Genomic DNA, 17523 nt, shown 5'->3' with positions numbered 1-17523 from the left:
GGCAGAGGGAGAGAGCATGCACGATCGGCTGATGACGCTCGCCGCGGAGTTCACCGCCCAGGGCGAGCGACCCGGGGACCCGTGCCCGGAGCCGGTGAACCCGGTCATGATCCACCACTGGGCGAGCGCGCTCGGCGACGCGAACCCGCGCTGGGAGGAGGTCGTGCCGCCGGCCATGATCCAGGTCTGGTCGCAGCACGGCCTGGAGGACCGGATCCCGACCCCGGCCAGCCGCATGATGGCGGCGCTGCAGGAGGCGGGCTACACCGGCGTGGTCGCCACCAACTGCGAGCAGACCTACGACCGCTACGTACGGGTGGGGGAGCACCTGCGCCCGAGCGTACGGCTCGGCGAGGTGACCGGGCCCAAGCGGACCGCGCTCGGCGAGGGCTACTTCGTCACCTGGCACCAGCGCTGGTACTCCGGGGACGAGCGCGTCGCGGAGATGCTGTTCCGGGTGCTGAAGTTCAAGCCCGGAGGCGGTAAGGCCTCCGGCGGCCGGTACCCGCTGCGCCCGGCGGTCGGCCCCGACAGCGCCTTCTTCTGGGACGGCGTGCAGGCCGGTGAGCTGCGGATCCAGCGCTGCGCGGAGTGCGGCGAGCTGCGCCACCCGCCCGGCCCGATGTGCCCCCGCTGCCACGCGACCAAGCGCGACCACGTGACGGCGGCCGGACGCGGCGTCGTGCACAGCTACGTCGTGCACCACCATCCGCCGGTGCCCGGGCTGACGCCGCCGTACGTCGTGGCGCTGGTCGAGCTCGAGGAAGGCGTGCGGATGGTCGGCGGCCTGCTCGGCTGCGAGCCCGGGGACGCGTACGTCGGCATGCCGGTGGAGCTGGAGTTCCAGCGGATGGACGACGAGCTGACGCTGCCGCAGTGGCGTCCGGCCGGCACGGCGCCGCCCGTACCCGAGGAGGCCGCCGCGGAGGACGAGCCGGACCTGCGGGTCGAGCTGACCCCGACCTTCATCATCTCCACGGCCCTGGCGACCCGGGACTTCATGCCCGTGCACCACGACCCGGCGCTGGCGCGGGCGCAGGGGTCGCAGGACATCTTCCTCAACATCCTCACCACGATCGGCCTGGTCCAGCAGTGCGCCCTGCTGCGGGTGCCGGACGCGCACCTGGAGGGCATCGCGCTGCGGCTCGGCGTGCCCGCGTACGCCGGGGAGACGCTGTCCCTGTACGCGCGCCGGACCGATCCCCGCACCCTGGAGGTGCGCGGGGCGGTGAGCCTCGGCGACCACGTGACCGCGACCGTACGGCTGAAGGAGCCCGTATGACGATCTCCGGGCGGGCGGCCATCGCCGGCATCGGCGCGACGGAGTTCTCCAAGGAGTCGGGCCGTTCGGAGCTGCAGCTCGCCGCCGAGGCGTGCATCGCCGCGATCAAGGACGCCGGGCTGACGCCGTCCGATGTCGACGGGCTCGTGACGTTCACCCAGGACGCCAACGCCGAGATCGCGGTGGCCCGTGAGCTGGGCGTCCCGGAGCTGAGCTTCTTCTCCCGCGTCGACTACGGCGGCGGCGCGGCCTGCGGCACGGTCGCGCACGCCGCGATGGCGGTCGCGTCGGGGCAGGCGAGGACGGTCGTGTGCTACAGGGCGTTCAACGAGCGGTCCGGGCGCCGCTTCGGCCAGGCGAACGCCGCCGCGACCGGGGCTCCGACCTCGACCGGCCTGGAGTTCTCCTGGCACGTGCCCTACGGTTTCGCCACCCCGGCGGCGTGGGTCGCGATGCAGGCACGCCGCTACATGCACGACTACGGCGCGACGAGCGAGGACTTCGGCCGCGTGGCCGTGGCGATGCGGCGGCACGCCGCCACCAACCCGCACGCATGGTTCCACGGCCGCCCGATCACGCTGGAGGAGCACCAGGCGAGCCGGTGGGTGGTCGAGCCGCTGCACCTGCTCGACTGCTGCCAGGAGTCCGACGGCGGCGTGGCGATCGTCGTGACCGGCGCGGACCGCGCCCGCGACCTGACCCACCCCCCGGCGATCATCAAGGCGGCCGCGCAGGGCGCCGGCCCGAACCCGATGATGATGTTCGGCTACTACGAGACCGACCTGGCCGCCCTGCCCGCGATGGGCGTCGTGGGCCGCGCCCTGTGGGAACGCTCGGGCCTGGCCCCCGCCGACGTGCAGACCGCGATCCTGTACGACCACTTCACACCGTTCGTGCTGATCCAGCTGGAGGAGCTGGGCTTCTGCGGCCGGGGAGAGGCGCGCGACTTCATCGCGGACGGCGGTATCGAGCTCGGCGGGCGGCTCCCGGTCAACCCGAACGGCGGGCAGCTCGGCGAGGCCTACATCCATGGCATGAACGGCATCGCCGAGGCGGTACGCCAGCTTCGCGGCACATCGGTGAACCAGGTGCCGGACGTGGAACACGTCCTGGTCACCGCGGGTACGGGCGTGCCGACCAGCGGCCTGGTCCTCGGCCGCGAGTGATCTGGGACGAGACCCTCTACGCGGGCGCGGCCGGGTTCTACGCGCGGGGACGGCTGCCGTACGCCCCGGGGCTGGCTCCCGCGCTGGCCGAGATGCTCGCGCTCGACGGGCGGGGACGCCTGCTCGACGTGGGCTGCGGCCCCGGGACCCTCGCGCTGCTCCTGGCCCCGCTGTTCGGGGAGGTCGTCGGCGTGGACGCCGACGCGGGGATGATCGTCGAGGCCGCGCGGCGATCCGCCGGGATCCGGTGGATCCACGCTCGCGCCGAGGACCTGCCGGAGGGGCTGGGGACGTTCTCCGCCGTGTCGTTCGGCCAGTCCTTCCACTGGATGGAGCGCGATCTCGTGGCGGCGACGGTCCACGGCCTGCTGCGGCCCGGAGGGGCGTTCGTCCATGTCTCGGACGTGAAGGGCGAGAGCCCGGCCGGGGGCGGCCTTCCGCGCCCGCCGTACGCGGGCATCGAGGGCCTGGTACGGCGCCACCTCGGGCCGGTGCGGCGGGCCGGACGGGGGCTCCTGCCGCAGGGCACTCCCGGCGGTGAGGCCGCGGTGCTCGCGCGGGCGGGGTTCGCCGGGCCCGTGCGGAGGGTCGTGCCCGGCGGTGAGGTGCTGGAACGCTCGGCCTCCGACGTCCTCGCCTGGGTCTTCTCCCTCTCCTCCTCCGCGCCGCACCTGTTCGGCGACCGCCGGGCCGGCTTCGAACGCGACCTGCTCCGGCTGCTGCGTGAGGTCTCGCCGTCGGGCCGGTTCGCCGAGGTGCGGCCGGGCACCGAGGTCCTGGTCTGGCGCCGCGCCGGGTGAGTACCGGCTCCCTGCCATACCGCGCCGCCGCCGAGGCGGCCGAGGGGCTGTGAGCCCGGTCACGTACCTGCTAGCAGGCATACGGCGGGTGCGGCTGGCAGGCGGAGAGATTGGGGGGTGGCCGCGCAGACGCCGGGGCATGCCGGACGGCACTGTTGTGTTGTACGGAAGAGCGGCTAGACGAGAAAGGGGATTGTGACATGTGCCAACACCGGCCCCCATGTCCCGCGGCGGACGCGAACGACCACACCGCGGCACGTGTCGTGTCATCCCACCCAGAACAGGGCTGGTGCCTGCTCTGCAACGGAGTCGTCGTCTTCGACGACACCGGCGAGCTGGCCCCTGACGGCCACACCACCGAGCCCCACCCCGCACGACCCCTGTCGCCGGCGGCCTGACCCCCCGCCGCCCGTACCCGCGCAGGCGGCCTCACGGCCCCTGGAGGCGCCGCGCGGACCTCCCCTGGGTCCCCCCGAAAAGGACGTGCCGGTCCATGGAGCCTCCCCCGCTCCGTGGGCCGGCCGATCCCTTTTACGCCGTCTGCCGGGTCTCGGCCGTCTTCGCTGTCTGCGGCGCGTAGGCGAGTCCGTCCTCCATCACACCGAAGACCTGGTCGAGGGCGTCGGAGAACCGGTCGACCTTCGCCACCCCGGATCCCATGATCTCGAAGGCGCAGCGGAACGCGCAGTTGGAAAGGCTCGCCACCACGTGGGGCCGCAGGTCGGTCTTGAGGTCGACGCCCATGCGCTCGGCGATCACCTGAGTGATCGCGGCCTGCTTCTTCTCGCCGTGCTCCAGGCTGCGGCCGAGGACCGCCGGGCTGGCCTCCATCATCTCCTGGATGCAGCCGAAGCGCTCGGGGTCGAAGCCGTACTCGCCGTCCTCACAGGCGCGCAGCACCGAGACCGCCGCCTTGCGCAGCGAGGTCATCACCGGCTCTGAGGCCGGGCGGGCCGCCAGTGCCTCCAGCATGGTGGTGAACTGCTCTTCCTGGAAGGTGAGGACGACGTCCTCCTTCGACGCGAAGTAGCGGAAGAAGGTCCGGGACGAGACGTCGACCTCGTCCGCGATCTCCTCCACGGTCGTCGCGTCGAAGCCCTTCTGCTGGAAGAGCCGGAACGCCGCGTCGATCAGTGCCTCGCGGGTGCGCTGCTTCTTTCGCTCACGCCGGCCTGCCGTGGGCTCCGCACAGCCTTGTTCCACCGTGGTCGCCTCCATGTCAGGAGAGTAACCGACACCGTTCACTTAGCCAAGGTCAGTTTTCATCTTGTGACAGTCGTCATAGTGAGACTTTAGTCGCTTGACGACATGTGTCACGTCGTGACACTTTTGGGCGTACCGAACTTCACGGAGGCAAGTTCATGTCCCAAGCGACACTGGCGTCCCCCTCTGGGACGCGCGACAGAACGACGCGTACCGGCCATGGGCACCCCTGGCTGACCCTGTTCGCGGTCGCGCTCGGCGTGATGATGGTCGGGCTGGACGCGACGGTCGTGTCCATCGCCAACCCCGCGATCGCCCGGGACCTGCACGCCGACCTCTCCGGTCTGCAGTGGGTCACCAACGGCTACCTGCTCGCCCTGGCCGTCACGCTGATCCCCGCGGGAAAGATCGCCGACCGCTTCGGGCGCAAGCGTACGTTCCTCGCCGGTGTGGTCGGGTTCGCCATCGCCTCGCTGATGGTCGGCCTGTCCGGCGGCATCGGAATGGTCATCTTCTGGCGGGTCGTGCAGGGCGTCGCGGGGGCGCTCCTCCAGCCGGCCAGCCTCGCGATCATCCGCAACACCTTCCCGGTGCACCGCCTCAACGCCGCGATCGGCATCTGGGGCGCCACGGTCGGGATCTCGATCGCCGGCGGCCCGATCGTCGGGGGACTCCTCGTCCAGCACGTCAACTGGGAGTCGGTGTTCTTCCTCAACGCCCCGCTGGGCCTGATCGCGCTGCTCGTCGGCCTGTGGGTGATCCGCGAGTCGCGTGACGAGGAGGCGGGCGGCTCCTTCGACGTGTCCGGCGTCGCGCTGCTGTCGGGATCGCTGTTCGCGCTGGTCTGGGGCCTGATCAAGGCCGGTTCGTACGGCTTCGGGGACCCGGTTCCGCTCTGGTCGTTCGCCGCGTTCGCGGTGCTGCTGGCCGGTTTCATCGTCCGTGAGCTGATGGCCTCGCACCCGGTGCTGCCGCTGAAGCTGTTCCGCTCGGTCTCGCTGTCGGCGGCCACCGGCCTGCTCCTGCTCGGCACGTTCGCGCTGTTCGGCACGATCTTCTTCATCACGCTGTACCTCCAGCAGGTGCACGGGCTGAGCCCGGTCGCCGCCGGTGTGCGGATGCTGCCGATGACCGGCATCTTCATCGTCTCCTCGCCGCTCGGCGGCGCGCTGACCCAGCGCTTCGGCCCACGCGTGCCGCTGGCGCTCGGCATGGTGTTCACCGCCGTGGCGATGTTCGGGCTCTCGCGGATCGGCGTCGACGCGTCGTACAACGCGATCTGGCCCTGGTTCGTCCTCATCGGCCTGGCGTTCGGCTTCATCATGACCGCCGGCACCGAGGCCATCGTCGGCAACGCGCCGGTGCAGCTGGCGGGCGTCGCGGGCGGCCTGCAGCAGACCGCCTTCCAGATCGGCGGCGTGCTGGGCACCTCGGTCCTCGGCACGATCCTGTCGACCCGCGTGGGCGACGTCCTCTACGACCGGCTGACCGGAGCGGGCCTGCCCGCACCGGCCGCGCACGGCCTCGAGGGCGCCAAGTCCTACATCGCACAAGGCGTCGCGCCGGTACCCGCCGGCGCCCCGGGCCCTGTCGCGAAGGCGATCACCAACGGCAGCCACCTGGCGTTCATGGACGGCTTCCAGACGTCGATGGCCGTGGCCGCGGTGGTGGCCCTGGCCGCGGCCGGCGCCGCCCTGCTCGTACGGCGCGGTGAGTCCTCGGTCGAGGGCACCGTCGCCATCTGATCCAGGTGCGGGCGGAGGACGGCTCCGCCCGCACCTTTCTCGTGCTCGTGGGAGTTGGACATGGAGACTGCGACGGCGCTGCCGCGGAGCGGCTGGGAACTGCGCGTCGGCCGGGGGAGCGGGGACCGTCCCGCCCTGGAGGTGCACACCGGTGACGGCCTGATCGACGTCGCCGTGGCCGGCGGACGGGGAGCCGTGCTCGTGCGCGGCGCCGTACGCGGGCGGGAGTTCTCGGTCGCGTGGGGCCAGCTTCCGGCGGGCGGCGAGGTCCTCGTGGAGTTCCGGGCCGGCGGCTCGTCCCGTACGGTGCCGGCGGTCACGGTCGCCGGGGCGTTCTGGGCGGCCGAGGTGCCGGGGAGGTTCCGCGAGGTAGTGGTCACGACGGCCGTCGACCGCGGGGCGTACCGGCTGCACCGGTTCCGCCAGCGCCGGGGTGGCCGCCGGGTGACAGCGGCCTGACTCATTCCTCAGTTGTCAGAAAACACTCAGTCAATCGGCCTAGGCTTCCGGCGTGCCCTTGATCCTCAGACGTTTCCCGATGCCCATCCTTTTCATCATGGCGTTGTGCGCCGTCTCCTCGGTGTACGCCTACGGGCTCGAACCGTCTGACCAGAGATCCTTCATCGCCTCGACCGCGACCAACCTGGTCAACCTGCGCTCCGACCCGCTCGGCACGCTCATCGCGTCGGCGTTCGTGTCGGAGGCGACGGTCTGGATCTGGATCGGCTTCGCGGTCGTCGGCCTGTTCCCGTTGGTGCACCGCTTCGGAAACCTGCGGGCGCTGCTCCTGGTCTTCGCCGCCCAGGTCATCGGAACCCTGGTGAGCGAGGGCGTGCTCGCCTGGCAGATCTCCACCGGCGCGGCGCCGGGTTCGCTGCGCTTCCTGGACGACGTCGGGCCGTCCTATGTCATCGCCTCCGGTCTGATCGCGACGATCCTCTACGGAGCCGAGCCCGCGATACGCACCGCCCGGCACGGCCACTGGCTGTTCGACCGGATCGCGAGCCGCTGGTGGCGGCTGGGCGCCCTGATCGGCCTGTCGTTCCTGGCCCCGAACCTGTTCGCGGGCCTGGACCGCCTCGACGTCGCCGCGGTGGGCCACCTCGTCGCCCTCGTCACGGGCGCGGGCGTCGGGCTGCTGCTCGTACGGCTGGAGCCCCGCCCTGCCGAGGCGCCTGCGGACGCTCGATACGGTGCCGGATGTGATGTCGAGCGATCGGGTCGTGGCGCAGCGTCGGGCGGCTCTTGAGAAGTTCCTGGCCGGCCGGCCGTCCCGCGTGACGCTGCGGCCGCTCTGTCATGACGACCAGGACGAGTTCCTCGAACTCGTGGCGGTCAGCGCCGAGCTGCACCATCCGTGGATGTCCCTGCCCGCGACGGCGGAGGCGTTCCAGGCCTATGTCGCGCGGTACACCTCGGGCGACGAGGAGTCTCTGCTGGTCCGCGTGCGGGACTCGTCGGCGATCGCGGGGATCGTGAACATCAACAGCGTCATCCGTGGGCGCTATCAGAACGCGTCACTCGGGTACGCGGCGTTCGCGCCTTCCGCCGGGCGGGGGTACCTGTCCGAGGGCCTTGACCTGGTGGTGCGGTACGCGTTCGAGGAACTCCGGCTGCACCGGCTGGACGCGCAGATCCAGTCGGACAATGTGGCGTCGTTGCGGCTGGTGAAGCGTCTAGGGTTCCGTAATGAGGGCTACTCGCCGGACCTGCTCTTCATCGACGGGGAATGGCGAGACCACGAGCGGTGGGCGATCACCAGCGCCATGGTCGACATCGCCCCGACCGCCCCGCATCCGACCTTGCCTTCACGCTGACGCTTCTGGTTTCTGCGGGGAGGGCGGTCCGGTGGCCAAGGGCTGTCCGTGGCCGGTCGCATGCTGGCTGAACTTTCGTCATTCGTCAGCGGAGATGTGACAGCCGGAGTTGTCCGACCGCGCGAAGGCCGACCGCCGCCGCAAGCTCCCCGCCGGTCGGGCGACCGAACGTTTCCACGACCCCGAACCCCCGCCGCGAGATCTCCCGGCCCCGATTCCACTCCTTCATTCCGCGATCGCCTCCCACAGCCGCGGTCCCCGCGTCGGCGCCGCCACCGTCCCCCCGCTATCGCCCCCACGCCGCTACCGCGCCCACGTTGTCATCGCCTCCACACGGCCGCCGCCTGCGCACACGCCGCTACCGCGCCTACGTTGCCACCGCCCCTACGCCGTCACCGCCCCCACGTCGCAATCGGTGGCGCCCCTCCATCGTTCGATGCCTTGCCGGCGGTGCCTCTAGAAGATGCCTTGGCCCGGGGTGAGGATGCCCGCCGGGTCGTACCGGCGTCGGGCGGTCTCCAGGCGTGGCCACTGCGCGCCGAAGTGCCGGCGCCAGTCGGCGTGGGTCATGGGGACGGCGCCGACCGGGTACTGCGTGCCGCCGGCGGCACGGGCCCGCTCGTACAAGGTGCGGTTCGCCGCCACCATCGCGGCCGGATCCTCGGCGCCGGGTGACGAAGCTTTCAGCAGCGCGAACAGAAAGGCCAGCTCCTCGTCGGGCACCCGCAGCAGAGGTGTGCGGAGGTGCCGGCGGCGTACGGGATAGAGCAGGATGACGCCGCTGACCCCGAGGTCGGCGGGTGTCATGTGCGCGAGGACGTCCTCGACCAGGCCGTCGGTCACCGAGTCGGGCAGGAGGAGGTTCAGCCAGGGATGTGGGCGTGCCCACTCGCCGATCGAGGTGAAGTCCTCCACCGAGGCGGCGAGGCGGTTCAGAAAGTCGAAGTAGCCGAGGCTCTCGACCTCCTCGGTGCCGCGCGTGTACGAGAGATCGCCGAGCAGCCCGGCATCCGGTATCCCGACGTCCGGCATCCCAGCATCCGCTGCCCCGCCGAACGTCGCCGCCTCCAGCAGGTAACGCCAGCCGCCGGCGCCGGTCGGCCGTACCTGCCCCTCGACATGGTCGAACCGCCCGTCCCGTACGACGGTGCGCTGGTCCATGATGAGCGCGGCGAGCGTCGGATAGGAGAGCCGGTAGCGCCGTACGGAGGCGGGCGCGGGCAGCAGCCGTACGGTGGCACGGGTGATGATGGCGCACTGCCCGAGACCGGAGAGGGCGGCGTGGAAGAGGTCCGCGTGCCTGCGGGGTGAGCAGGTAAGGCGCTCTCCGGTGCCGGTGACGACGTCGAGTTCGTGGACGTTGTCGGCCTGCGCGCCGTACCGGTGACTGGTCCCGCCGAGACCGCCGGAGGCCAGGGTGCCGCCAGCGGAGAGTTCGAGGTAGTCGGTGAGCACCGGAGGCGCGAGACCGCAGGGAAGAGTCGCGTGAAGGAGCCCACTCCAGAGCACCCCGGCCTGAACGTACGCACGGTCGGCTCCGACCTCGATGCCGCGCAGCGAGGCCATGTCGATGGCAATCCCGCCGGCGACCTGAGCCTGCCCAAAGGTGCCATGCCCCCGCCCACGCGCGGCCACGGGAATGCCATCCGCCTGGCAGTGACGGACCACGGTGGCGATGTCGTCCACAGAACCGGGCTCAACGACCGCCCAAGGCCGATGGTGAACGAGATGCCCGAAGTCGTCGGCACTCTGGTCGAGGGCGGCCTCATCCAGCCGCACGCGACCCTCGATTCCGGGCAGGCCAACTGGCCGATTACTCGCGACGACTCCCTTGCTCGTAGGCGGTCGTCCCCGATAGGTACCCCACGCAGGCGGACGTCAGCGTTCGCAGGGGCCACAGCACTCTGCAGCGTCGTTTGACGCAGGTCACCGCCCCACCCGACGCTCGACGGGCGAGTCCCCGCACCGGTACGCGTCCCGGGGGATGGTCTATGCGGGGTTCTTCTGGCCCATGAAGCCCAGCTCCCAGGCCCAGGCGGCTACCTCGACGCGGTTGCGTAGTTTGAGTTTGGTCTGGACGCTCGTCAGGTGGCTCTTGACCGTGCTTATCGAGATGAAGAGTTCTGCGGCGATCTCCTGGTTCGTGCGGCCGCGGCCGATGGCTCGGATGACCTCGATCTCGCGGGCGGACAGCGGGGTGGTGGGTTCGGTGGCGGGTGAGGACTTGGTGAGGCGTTCGAAGAGCCGCAGGGTGATCGAGGGGGAGATCAGGGCGTCTCCGGCCTGTGCGGCTCGTACGGCCTCCGTCAGCAGAGCGGGGCCCGCGTCCTTGAGGATGAAGCCGACGGCTCCGGCGCGGAGGGCGCCGTAGACATATTCATCCAGGTCGAACGTGGTGACGATGACGACCCGGAGCGGGTTGGGCACGCCGGGACCGGCCAGGGCGCGGGTGACCTCGATGCCGTCCAGGCGCGGCATCCGGACGTCGACGAGGGACACGTCGGGCCGCAGGCGGCGGGCTTCGCTGACCGCCTCGGCGCCGTCGGCGGCCTCGCCGACCACGGTGATGTCGGGGTGGTCCTCGAGAATGAGACGCAGCCCGCTGCGGATCATCTCCTGATCATCGGCGATCAGTACCCGTATGGTCATGGTCGGCCCGGGTCCGGCAGGGTGGCGAGCACCGACCAGCCGGTATGCGGTCGAGGACCGGCAGCGAGGGTGCCGCCGAGGGCCTCGACCCGCTCGCGCATTCCGACGAGGCCGTACCCGTCGGAATGGTGGAATCGCGGCGAACCGGCGGGAGCGTCGTCGGTGATCTCGACGGTGATGGCCCGCCCTTCGTGGGTGACGGCGACGGTGACGTCGCAGGCGCTCGGGGCGTGCCGGGTGATGTTGGTGAGTGCCTCCTGGACGACGCGGTAGACGGTCGTGGTCACCTCGGGGGGCCAGACCGGGTGTTCGGGCAGGTGGAGTTGGACTGCCGGCCCGTGGCCGGCGAAGCGTTCGACCAGGTCCGCGAGCTGTTCGGGGCCGGGGGTGAGCCCGCCGGCGTCGTTGTTGTCGCGGAGCAGGCCGATGACGCGCCGCATGGATGCCAGCGCGTCGACGCCGGCGATCTCGATGCCCGCGAGGGCGTCGTCGAGCGTCTCGGGTTGTCTGCGGGCGGTGATGCGGGCGGCCTGGGCCTGGACCACGATGCCGGTGATGTGGTGGGCCGCCGCGTCGTGAAGCTCCCGGGCGAGTTCGAGGCGCTCACCGCGCCGGATCGCCTCGACGGTGGACCCGCGATGGTTGTCGAGGAACCGCAGCCACAGCCCGGCCCCCAGGGCGGCGACCCAGCCGAGGCCCATGAGCCAGGTCGCGGCGAATCCGCTGGGTGTGCCGTCCCGGATGAAGGAGATATAGCGCTCCATGGTGCCGGCCACCACCACGGTGCCCCCGGCCGCGACGGCCGCCGCGGAACGGACGGGCAGCACCCGGGCCGCGGAGCCGATGAGCACGAGCAGGGCCAGGCACGCGGCGCCGCCCGGCTGGCCGGGCAGGTCCCACCGCCAGGCGGCCGGCTCGGCGGCCCCCGAGATCGCCAGACCCGCCGCCGCCGTCCACACGCGGGAGTATCGGCGCAGCAGGGCGGCCGTGCACACCATCGCGCCGACGACCAGGTCGAAGATCCAGTCGCCGTGATAGCCGACGACGATGCGGGCGTCGAGGGCGAGGGCGGCCACGAACACGACGGCGAGCCCGGCGTCGGCGGCGGTCCCCGGCCGCTTGGCCAGGCGGTCGAGCATGTTCATGCTGTTCAAGGTACGGAGAAGTGGGGGGTGAGGGTAATAGCCAAAAGTACGATCCTGGCGCTCCGACCGTACTTCTGACCGGTATCCCCGCCCTGCCACAACCCGCGACCGTACTGCCATGGCTCCACAACAAAAGGACATGGCATGACGGCCGTGCTGCGCGCCCAGGGACTGGGCAAAAGGTATAGGCGCCGGTGGGCGCTGTCGGACTGTGCCCTCGACATCCCCGCCGGACGCGTCGTCGGGCTGGTCGGCCCCAACGGCGCGGGGAAGACCACCCTGCTCAGCCTTGCCGCCGGGCTGCTGACACCGACGTCGGGCACGATCGAGGTGTGCGGCGGCCGCCCCGCCGACGGCCGTGCACAACTGGCCAAGGTCGGCTTCGTCGCCCAGGACACCCCGACGTACGCGAGGCTCACCGTCGCCGAGCACCTCAGGCTCGGCGCCCGGCTCAACCCGGGCTGGGACCCACGCCTGGCCCGCGACCGGATCAGACGGATCGGCCTGCGCCCCGACCAGCGGGCGGGCAGTCTGTCCGGCGGCCAGCGCGCCCAGCTGGCCCTCACACTGGCGATCGCCAAACGGCCGCGGCTGCTGATCCTCGACGAGCCGGTCGCTGGGCTTGATCCACTCGCCCGGCAGGACTTCCTGGGCGACCTGGCCGAGGCCGCGGCCGGCGGTGAGGTCAGCGTCGTGCACTCTTCCCACCTGGTCTCCGACCTCGAACAGGTCTGTGACTACCTCGTGGTGCTCGTCGCCTCGCGCGTACGGGTGGCCGGAGACGTCGGCGCGCTGCTCGCCGAGCATCACCTGCTCACCGCGCCACGGATCGACCCCGCGGCCCTTCCGCCCGGACTCGAGGTCGTGTCGGTGCGCCATACCGACAGCCGGACGACCGTGCTCGTACGCGGCGGCTCCGTCCCGCCCGACCCCGCCTGGACCGCGCGCCCGGCAGACCTGGAAGACCTCGTCCTCGGCTACATGAGCATGCCCACCGTGGAGGTGCACCGATGATCTGGCTGACCTGGCGCCAGTTCCGTACGCAGGCCATGGTGATCTTCGGCGGCGTCGCGGTCCTCGCCGTCATCCTCGCGGCCACCGGTCCGCGTCTGGTCCACCTGCACCGGACGCGGGGCGACGCCTTCATCAACGATCTGACCGGCACCGACAGTGCGCTGTACGTGTTCGCCTGGCTGGCCGTGCTCGCTCTGCCGGCGCTCATCGGCATGTTCTGGGGCGCACCGCTGGTCACCCGGGAGCTGGACGCCGGGACACATCGGCTGGCGTGGACGCAGACGACTCGTACGCGGTGGCTGTGCGCCAAGCTGGGCTTCATCGGCCTGGCCGCCATGGCAGTGGCCGGATCGCTCAGCCTGGCGGTGAGCTGGTGGGCCGCCCCGATCGACGCGGCAGTGGCGAGCCGCAACGGTGAGCCGGGGCCAGGGGTGTTCGTCTTCTCCCGGCTGTCCCGCGAGATCTTCGACGCACGGGGGATCGTGCCGGTCGGCTACGCGGCCTTCGCCTTCGTCCTCGGCGTGACCCTCGGGATCCTCATCCGCCGGACGTTGCCGGCGATGGCGGTCCTCCTGGCGGTGTTCATGGTCGCCCAGGTCGTCATGTCGGTGTGGGTACGCCCGCTCCTGATGGCCCCCGAACACCAGACCGTCGCCATCACCGCGAAGAACCTCACCTTGATCGACATGCACGACAACCTGCACGTCATCATCGACCGTCCGGGGGCGTGGGTCACTTCACAGCACACCGTCAACGCGGCGGGCCAGGCGGCCCGTCCGCCGTCCTGGGCGATGTCCTGTCCTGAGACGGGCGGCCTGGCATGCTTCGCCCGGCTCGACAAGTACGGCTACCGGCAACTGGTCTACTACCAGCCCGCCGGACGGTTCTGGGCCCTCCAGTGGTACGAGACGACGATCTACCTGGCCCTCGCTCTCGCACTGACCGGCCTCTCCACCTGGTGGATCCACCGCCGCCTGTCATGACCGGGCCGATGACCCAGATTCCGACTCAGCTCTGCTCTCCCCGGGGAGCAGGACCCCCGTCGAACCGGACTGACCTCCCCGAGGAAAGGGCGAGTCCATGGTGAGAACCGCCGTGTAGTCCACCACTGAGGCATTCGTTCGCCGGGCGAGAGAGCGCCGTCACCGGTGCCGCAGATGCTCGCGGCCCCGGGTCTGACTCGCCCTGAATCTGGCCCCGGCCCTCGGCTTGGCCCCGGTCCCCGGCGGCCGGCGCGGCGTCGAAGGGCTGCAGCGCCGCCTCCACCCGGGTCCGCAACATCGTGAGCCGCGTGGCCATCAGCGGCGGCTCGGTCAGTGCGGCGATCGGGCGTGGTGCATGGGGCAGAGCGATGAGATGACGGTGGATGTTGTCGTAGATGTCGGAGCGGACCGTGTCCGCTTCCCGCCTGCGGGCGAGGAGGTCGTCCGTGGCCGTGCAGCCGTGCGGCGGTGGGGCGGTTCTGCACTCGTGGTCGGGAGGGGGCGAGGGTCGTGGCGATGTCGGTGTCCTTGAGCTGGCCACGGAGCCGTCACGCCGGAAACCGAAATGGTGGAACACCGCGGCACGCTGCTGGACGTGCCCGACCTTCGGTTCGAAGGTGGCCCCCGGTGCCTCTTGCTCGCCACCGACCGCACCGTGTCGTCCCACACGACGTGGTCCCACCACCACGTCATCTGGCACCGTTGGCGGTCGCGCGCTCGCGTGGTTGCCGTGAAACTCTGAGGCCGGCCTGAGCGCAAAGGCCAAGGCCGTGCGCGCAGCCGAGCCCAGGGACCGGGTCGCCGGGCGAGACGCTACGGCCGCCGGCCGGGACAGCTACGGCCCCCGGCGCCCCGTCAGGGCGGCGAGTCACGGGGTGGACGGAGTGCTCGGGTCCGGGGGCGGTGGGTCGGTCGGTGAGTCCGTCGGCGTCGGGGTCGGGTCCGGCGTCGGTGTGGACGACGGAGGAGAGTCCGGCGGGCTGGTGGGCGGTGCCGGATGGGTCGGGTGCGTCGGATGTGCCGGGTGGGACGGGCTCGGGCCGTGGCCCGCCACCGGTGGCGGGGCCGGTTGCGACGGCGGGGTCGTCGCCGGGGCGTCGGCAGGCGCCGCGCTCGAGCTCGACGGCGTCGGGGACGCGCCCGGCTTGGAGGTCGCCGCCTGCGGCGGTGGCATCGCGTTGCCGCCCTGGGGTACCGGCTGGGCCGAACGGCTCGCCGGTGCGCTGCGGTGCATGAACAGGCTCGTGCCGTCCATGTTGGACGCACCGTTGTTGTGCGGGCTCGGCCACAGGGCCAGCACGCTCGTCGCCGCGGCCACGCACGCCGCCAGGCCGGCGACCTCGACCAGGCCGTCTCGGCGGCGGCTGAGGAACGGCTCCTTCTTCGGGCGCGCGTGCGACACCCGGATCGTCGCGACCCCGGCAGTGGCAACAGCAGCAGACGAGTCCTCGACCTGCGCGAACGGATGTGTCGGCTCCTCCGCCCGTCCGAAGAGGGCGTCGAGCGGGATCGGCATGCCGTCCGCGTCGAACAGCAGGGCGCCGTCGGGCGCGCGTTCGGCCGCCGCGCACGACGTGAGCACTCTCTCGCGCTGGCGCGGCGGCAACGAGTATCCCCGCATCACCAGCTTGTCGAGGTTGCCGGCACTCAGCGCGGCCAGCATGGCCTCGTTGTGTACGCCGCCCAGCACCGACACCGCGGCCTGCTCCAGCCGCCGCGCCGACACCCGTACGAGCATCTCCGCCGTGTCGGCGGCGACGCCGATGACCCGGGCGATCTCCACGGGCTCGAGCGTCGTGGACAGTGCCAGGGCCTCACGGTGCTCCGGGCGCAGCCGTGCCAGCGCCCGCCGCAGCGGGTCCGAGGACGGCGTCGTCGTCGGGCGTCGTACCAGCGAGCCGCGCCGGAGACACTCCGCGCGTGCCAGGGCGAACAGCCACACCGGCAGGGCGGCCGGGTCCGAGGGTGCCGTACCCGGATGGCGGGCGGCCGCGATGAACGCGTCGCGTACGGAGTCCGCCGCCTCGTCGCCGACCATGATGTGGCAGTAGGCGTACAGCTGTTCGGCGTGCTCGTCATAGAGCACGCCGAACGCCTCCGGAGCACCTGTCCGCAGGGCTTCGGTAAGGGACACCGGTTCCTCCAGTCCCGCCGTACCACTGGATCATCACAGGATCCAGACGTAACGCTAGAAATCTGGATACTAGCGGGACGGCCGGGTCAAGCGACAGCGTTCAGGGGGCGCAATTCGTCCGCGTAGCTCACCGAGACCCGGCGCATCACGCCGCCCTCGTCGATGGAGTACTGCCCCAGGCGCCACAGCGGGGGAGAGTACGCGTGGATGGAGACGCTCTGGTCGGCGGCGCCGACGAGCCGGTGGATGTGTTCGGGGCCGAAGGCGAAGGAGACGCCCTCGCTGACCGCGACCTCGACGTGGGCGCCGCCGATGCGGGGGTTGCACTCCTTCAGCGTGCCGCCCACGACGGCGACCGCACCGGAGGAGATGTCGTGGTCGTGCCAGCCGGTGTCATTTTCAGGGGTCCAGCACAGCAGCCAGACATCGACGTGGTCATCGCGATAGAGGGACACATAGTGCCGCTGCCCGTCGGGGAAGGCCACGTGTTCACGCCAGGACGAGACGTCTTGCGCCAGCGCGTCCACGAGCTCACGGAGCTCGGACTTGTCGAGAGTCCGTGCGGGCAGTGACTCGAAGGACATCGGATCACTCCTCTCTCATCAGTAGTCGGCCCGGGTTGGCCACCCGGATGGCGTGCTCGGCGGCCTCGCCGAGGCCGAGGTCGCCGGGCGGTGGAGCGTACGGCCGGTCCGAGCCGCACACGATCGTGTCGATGCCGAGCGCCCGGATGGTCGCGTCGATGGCGCGCGGCCCGTACGAGGAGGTCTCCAGGAAGACGTCGCGGTCGACCTCGCCGCGGCCGCCGCCGCGTACGGCGAGCCGCTCCCCGTGCAGCGGGGCCAGGCCCGAGAGCAGCGCGAAGCAGACCCGCAGCCGCGGGAAGCGCGGCCGTCCCCAGGCGCGGAACGCGAACCACGCCGCGTGCATCTGCTGGACGTACGGCACCAGCGCCGGCCACCACGCGGGCCCGGAGGCGGATGGCGCGGGCCCGGGGTGCACGAAGAGCGGCAGCCCCCGCGACTCCAGCAGCTCCAGCAGCGGCGCGCAATGGCCGTATCCCGCGGCGTCCGACAACGCGTTCGCCGGCAGTTGGAGACCGACGAGACCACGGTCGAGCAAAGAGGCGAGCCCCGGCGCGTCGATCTCCGCCACCGAGGCGGCCGCCCAGGCACCGAACGGCGCGGGCAGCGCGAGCGCGTCCTCGTGGTAGGCCTCCAGCAGCGGCCCGGCGACCGACGGCGCCAGCCACTCGATGCCGAGCGGCGAGGACAGGGACGTCAGGACGAGCGAGAAACCGTCCGAGGCGGCCAGGGCGGCCCGGGCGGAAAGATCATGGTCGGCGGGGTCGGCGTCGAACGGCGCCTCTCCGTCGAGATGGAGGGTCCAGCCATCGAGACGCGGCGTCTCCGTACGCCCGCGCAGGGCGTCGATGAACGCACCGCCCCACAGGTGCTGGTGTACGTCGGTGGCCACGGTGCTCCTGTCTAGTGAACCGGTTTACTGAACCGTATCACTGTACCGCTTAAGTAAACCGATTCACCAGTTCAGGCGGTCATAGTGTTCACCGACACGTCATCGGCGA

General features: G+C 71.3%; 17 protein-coding genes. 10 read left to right on the top strand and 7 right to left on the bottom strand.

Annotated elements, in window-relative coordinates:
* Positions 1–16: 16 nt before the first annotated feature.
* The 4 genes from QWU11_RS30515 to QWU11_RS30500 all read left to right on the top strand — a co-directional run bounded on the left by QWU11_RS30515 (position 17) and on the right by QWU11_RS30500 (position 3646).
* Complete coding sequence (locus QWU11_RS30515) at positions 17–1282, top strand: OB-fold domain-containing protein (RefSeq protein WP_290117915.1); 1266 nt, start codon at positions 17–19, stop codon at positions 1280–1282.
* Positions 1279–2448, top strand: coding sequence for a lipid-transfer protein (locus QWU11_RS30510; protein ID WP_290117914.1), 1170 nt, complete (start codon positions 1279–1281; stop codon positions 2446–2448). Before QWU11_RS30515 ends, QWU11_RS30510 begins: the two co-directional genes overlap by 4 nt.
* Positions 2445–3248, top strand: a complete 804-nt coding sequence (locus QWU11_RS30505; protein ID WP_290117913.1) for a class I SAM-dependent methyltransferase — start codon at positions 2445–2447, stop codon at positions 3246–3248. Before QWU11_RS30510 ends, QWU11_RS30505 begins: the two co-directional genes overlap by 4 nt.
* Before the next feature lie 200 nt (positions 3249–3448).
* Positions 3449–3646 carry a DUF5999 family protein gene (locus QWU11_RS30500; protein WP_290117912.1) on the top strand — a complete coding sequence of 66 codons (198 nt, stop codon included), beginning with the start codon at positions 3449–3451 and terminating at the stop codon, positions 3644–3646.
* Between the two features lie 133 nt (positions 3647–3779).
* Here QWU11_RS30500 and QWU11_RS30495 read toward each other — a convergent pair whose 3' ends face one another.
* On the bottom strand, positions 3780–4466 hold the full coding sequence (locus QWU11_RS30495; protein WP_290117911.1) for a TetR family transcriptional regulator: 687 nt from the start codon (positions 4464–4466) through the stop codon (positions 3780–3782).
* A gap of 143 nt (positions 4467–4609) precedes the next feature.
* Between QWU11_RS30495 and QWU11_RS30490 the strand changes: the two genes are divergently transcribed.
* The 4 genes from QWU11_RS30490 to QWU11_RS30475 all read left to right on the top strand — a co-directional run bounded on the left by QWU11_RS30490 (position 4610) and on the right by QWU11_RS30475 (position 8013).
* Positions 4610–6196 carry an MFS transporter gene (locus tag QWU11_RS30490; RefSeq protein WP_290117910.1) on the top strand — a complete coding sequence of 529 codons (1587 nt, stop codon included), beginning with the start codon at positions 4610–4612 and terminating at the stop codon, positions 6194–6196.
* 60 nt (positions 6197–6256) lie between these two features.
* Positions 6257–6655 (top strand): hypothetical protein, encoded by a 399-nt coding sequence (locus tag QWU11_RS30485; protein ID WP_290117909.1) that lies wholly within the window; start codon positions 6257–6259, stop codon positions 6653–6655.
* Between the two features lie 97 nt (positions 6656–6752).
* Entirely contained in the window at positions 6753–7445 is a 693-nt protein-coding gene (locus QWU11_RS30480; protein WP_290117908.1) for a rhomboid-like protein, read from the top strand.
* Complete coding sequence (locus tag QWU11_RS30475) at positions 7420–8013, top strand: GNAT family N-acetyltransferase (RefSeq protein WP_290117907.1); 594 nt, start codon at positions 7420–7422, stop codon at positions 8011–8013. The genes QWU11_RS30480 and QWU11_RS30475 overlap by 26 nt, the downstream gene beginning before the upstream one ends.
* Before the next feature lie 456 nt (positions 8014–8469).
* Here the strand turns inward: QWU11_RS30475 and QWU11_RS30470 are convergent, their stop codons facing one another.
* The 3 genes from QWU11_RS30470 to QWU11_RS30460 all read right to left on the bottom strand — a co-directional run bounded on the left by QWU11_RS30470 (position 8470) and on the right by QWU11_RS30460 (position 11807).
* On the bottom strand, positions 8470–9792 hold the full coding sequence (locus tag QWU11_RS30470; RefSeq protein WP_290117906.1) for an FAD-binding protein: 1323 nt from the start codon (positions 9790–9792) through the stop codon (positions 8470–8472).
* A gap of 210 nt (positions 9793–10002) precedes the next feature.
* Positions 10003–10662, bottom strand: coding sequence for a response regulator transcription factor (locus QWU11_RS30465; RefSeq protein ID WP_290117905.1), 660 nt, complete (start codon positions 10660–10662; stop codon positions 10003–10005).
* Positions 10659–11807 (bottom strand): histidine kinase, encoded by a 1149-nt coding sequence (locus QWU11_RS30460; protein ID WP_290117904.1) that lies wholly within the window; start codon positions 11805–11807, stop codon positions 10659–10661. The genes QWU11_RS30465 and QWU11_RS30460 overlap by 4 nt, the downstream gene beginning before the upstream one ends.
* 144 nt (positions 11808–11951) lie before the next feature.
* Between QWU11_RS30460 and QWU11_RS30455 the strand changes: the two genes are divergently transcribed.
* Together QWU11_RS30455 and QWU11_RS30450 are read left to right on the top strand one after the other, a co-directional pair.
* Positions 11952–12821, top strand: coding sequence for an ABC transporter ATP-binding protein (locus QWU11_RS30455; RefSeq protein WP_290117903.1), 870 nt, complete (start codon positions 11952–11954; stop codon positions 12819–12821).
* Positions 12818–13804 (top strand): ABC transporter permease, encoded by a 987-nt coding sequence (locus QWU11_RS30450; protein WP_290117902.1) that lies wholly within the window; start codon positions 12818–12820, stop codon positions 13802–13804. Before QWU11_RS30455 ends, QWU11_RS30450 begins: the two co-directional genes overlap by 4 nt.
* 868 nt (positions 13805–14672) lie before the next feature.
* Here the strand turns inward: QWU11_RS30450 and QWU11_RS30445 are convergent.
* From QWU11_RS30445 to QWU11_RS30435, 3 genes are all read right to left on the bottom strand, one after another.
* Positions 14673–15938, bottom strand: a complete 1266-nt coding sequence (locus QWU11_RS30445; protein ID WP_290117901.1) for a sigma-70 family RNA polymerase sigma factor — start codon at positions 15936–15938, stop codon at positions 14673–14675.
* 86 nt (positions 15939–16024) lie between these two features.
* Positions 16025–16522: a cysteine dioxygenase family protein gene (locus QWU11_RS30440; RefSeq protein ID WP_290117900.1), complete on the bottom strand. Its 498-nt coding sequence runs from the start codon at positions 16520–16522 to the stop codon at positions 16025–16027.
* A gap of 4 nt (positions 16523–16526) precedes the next feature.
* Positions 16527–17414 (bottom strand): amidohydrolase family protein, encoded by an 888-nt coding sequence (locus tag QWU11_RS30435; RefSeq protein WP_290117899.1) that lies wholly within the window; start codon positions 17412–17414, stop codon positions 16527–16529.
* Positions 17415–17523 lie beyond the last annotated feature (109 nt).

The organism is Actinomadura sp. DC4, assembly GCF_030406325.1.
Taxonomy (GTDB): domain Bacteria; phylum Actinomycetota; class Actinomycetes; order Streptosporangiales; family Streptosporangiaceae; genus Actinoallomurus.
Note: the sequence above shows the minus strand (reverse complement) of the source record. Positions and strands in the feature narration are given on the sequence as shown.

Coding starts and splice junctions, on each gene's coding strand:
- QWU11_RS30515 (WP_290117915.1), top strand. CDS start 17: ATGCACGATCGGCTGATGACGCTCGCCGCGGAGTTCACCGCCCAGGGC.
- QWU11_RS30510 (WP_290117914.1), top strand. CDS start 1,279: ATGACGATCTCCGGGCGGGCGGCCATCGCCGGCATCGGCGCGACGGAG.
- QWU11_RS30500 (WP_290117912.1), top strand. CDS start 3,449: ATGTGCCAACACCGGCCCCCATGTCCCGCGGCGGACGCGAACGACCAC.
- QWU11_RS30495 (WP_290117911.1), bottom strand. CDS start 4,466: ATGGAGGCGACCACGGTGGAACAAGGCTGTGCGGAGCCCACGGCAGGC.
- QWU11_RS30490 (WP_290117910.1), top strand. CDS start 4,610: ATGTCCCAAGCGACACTGGCGTCCCCCTCTGGGACGCGCGACAGAACG.
- QWU11_RS30485 (WP_290117909.1), top strand. CDS start 6,257: ATGGAGACTGCGACGGCGCTGCCGCGGAGCGGCTGGGAACTGCGCGTC.
- QWU11_RS30480 (WP_290117908.1), top strand. CDS start 6,753: ATGGCGTTGTGCGCCGTCTCCTCGGTGTACGCCTACGGGCTCGAACCG.
- QWU11_RS30465 (WP_290117905.1), bottom strand. CDS start 10,662: ATGACCATACGGGTACTGATCGCCGATGATCAGGAGATGATCCGCAGC.
- QWU11_RS30460 (WP_290117904.1), bottom strand. CDS start 11,807: ATGAACATGCTCGACCGCCTGGCCAAGCGGCCGGGGACCGCCGCCGAC.
- QWU11_RS30455 (WP_290117903.1), top strand. CDS start 11,952: ATGACGGCCGTGCTGCGCGCCCAGGGACTGGGCAAAAGGTATAGGCGC.
- QWU11_RS30450 (WP_290117902.1), top strand. CDS start 12,818: ATGATCTGGCTGACCTGGCGCCAGTTCCGTACGCAGGCCATGGTGATC.
- QWU11_RS30440 (WP_290117900.1), bottom strand. CDS start 16,522: ATGTCCTTCGAGTCACTGCCCGCACGGACTCTCGACAAGTCCGAGCTC.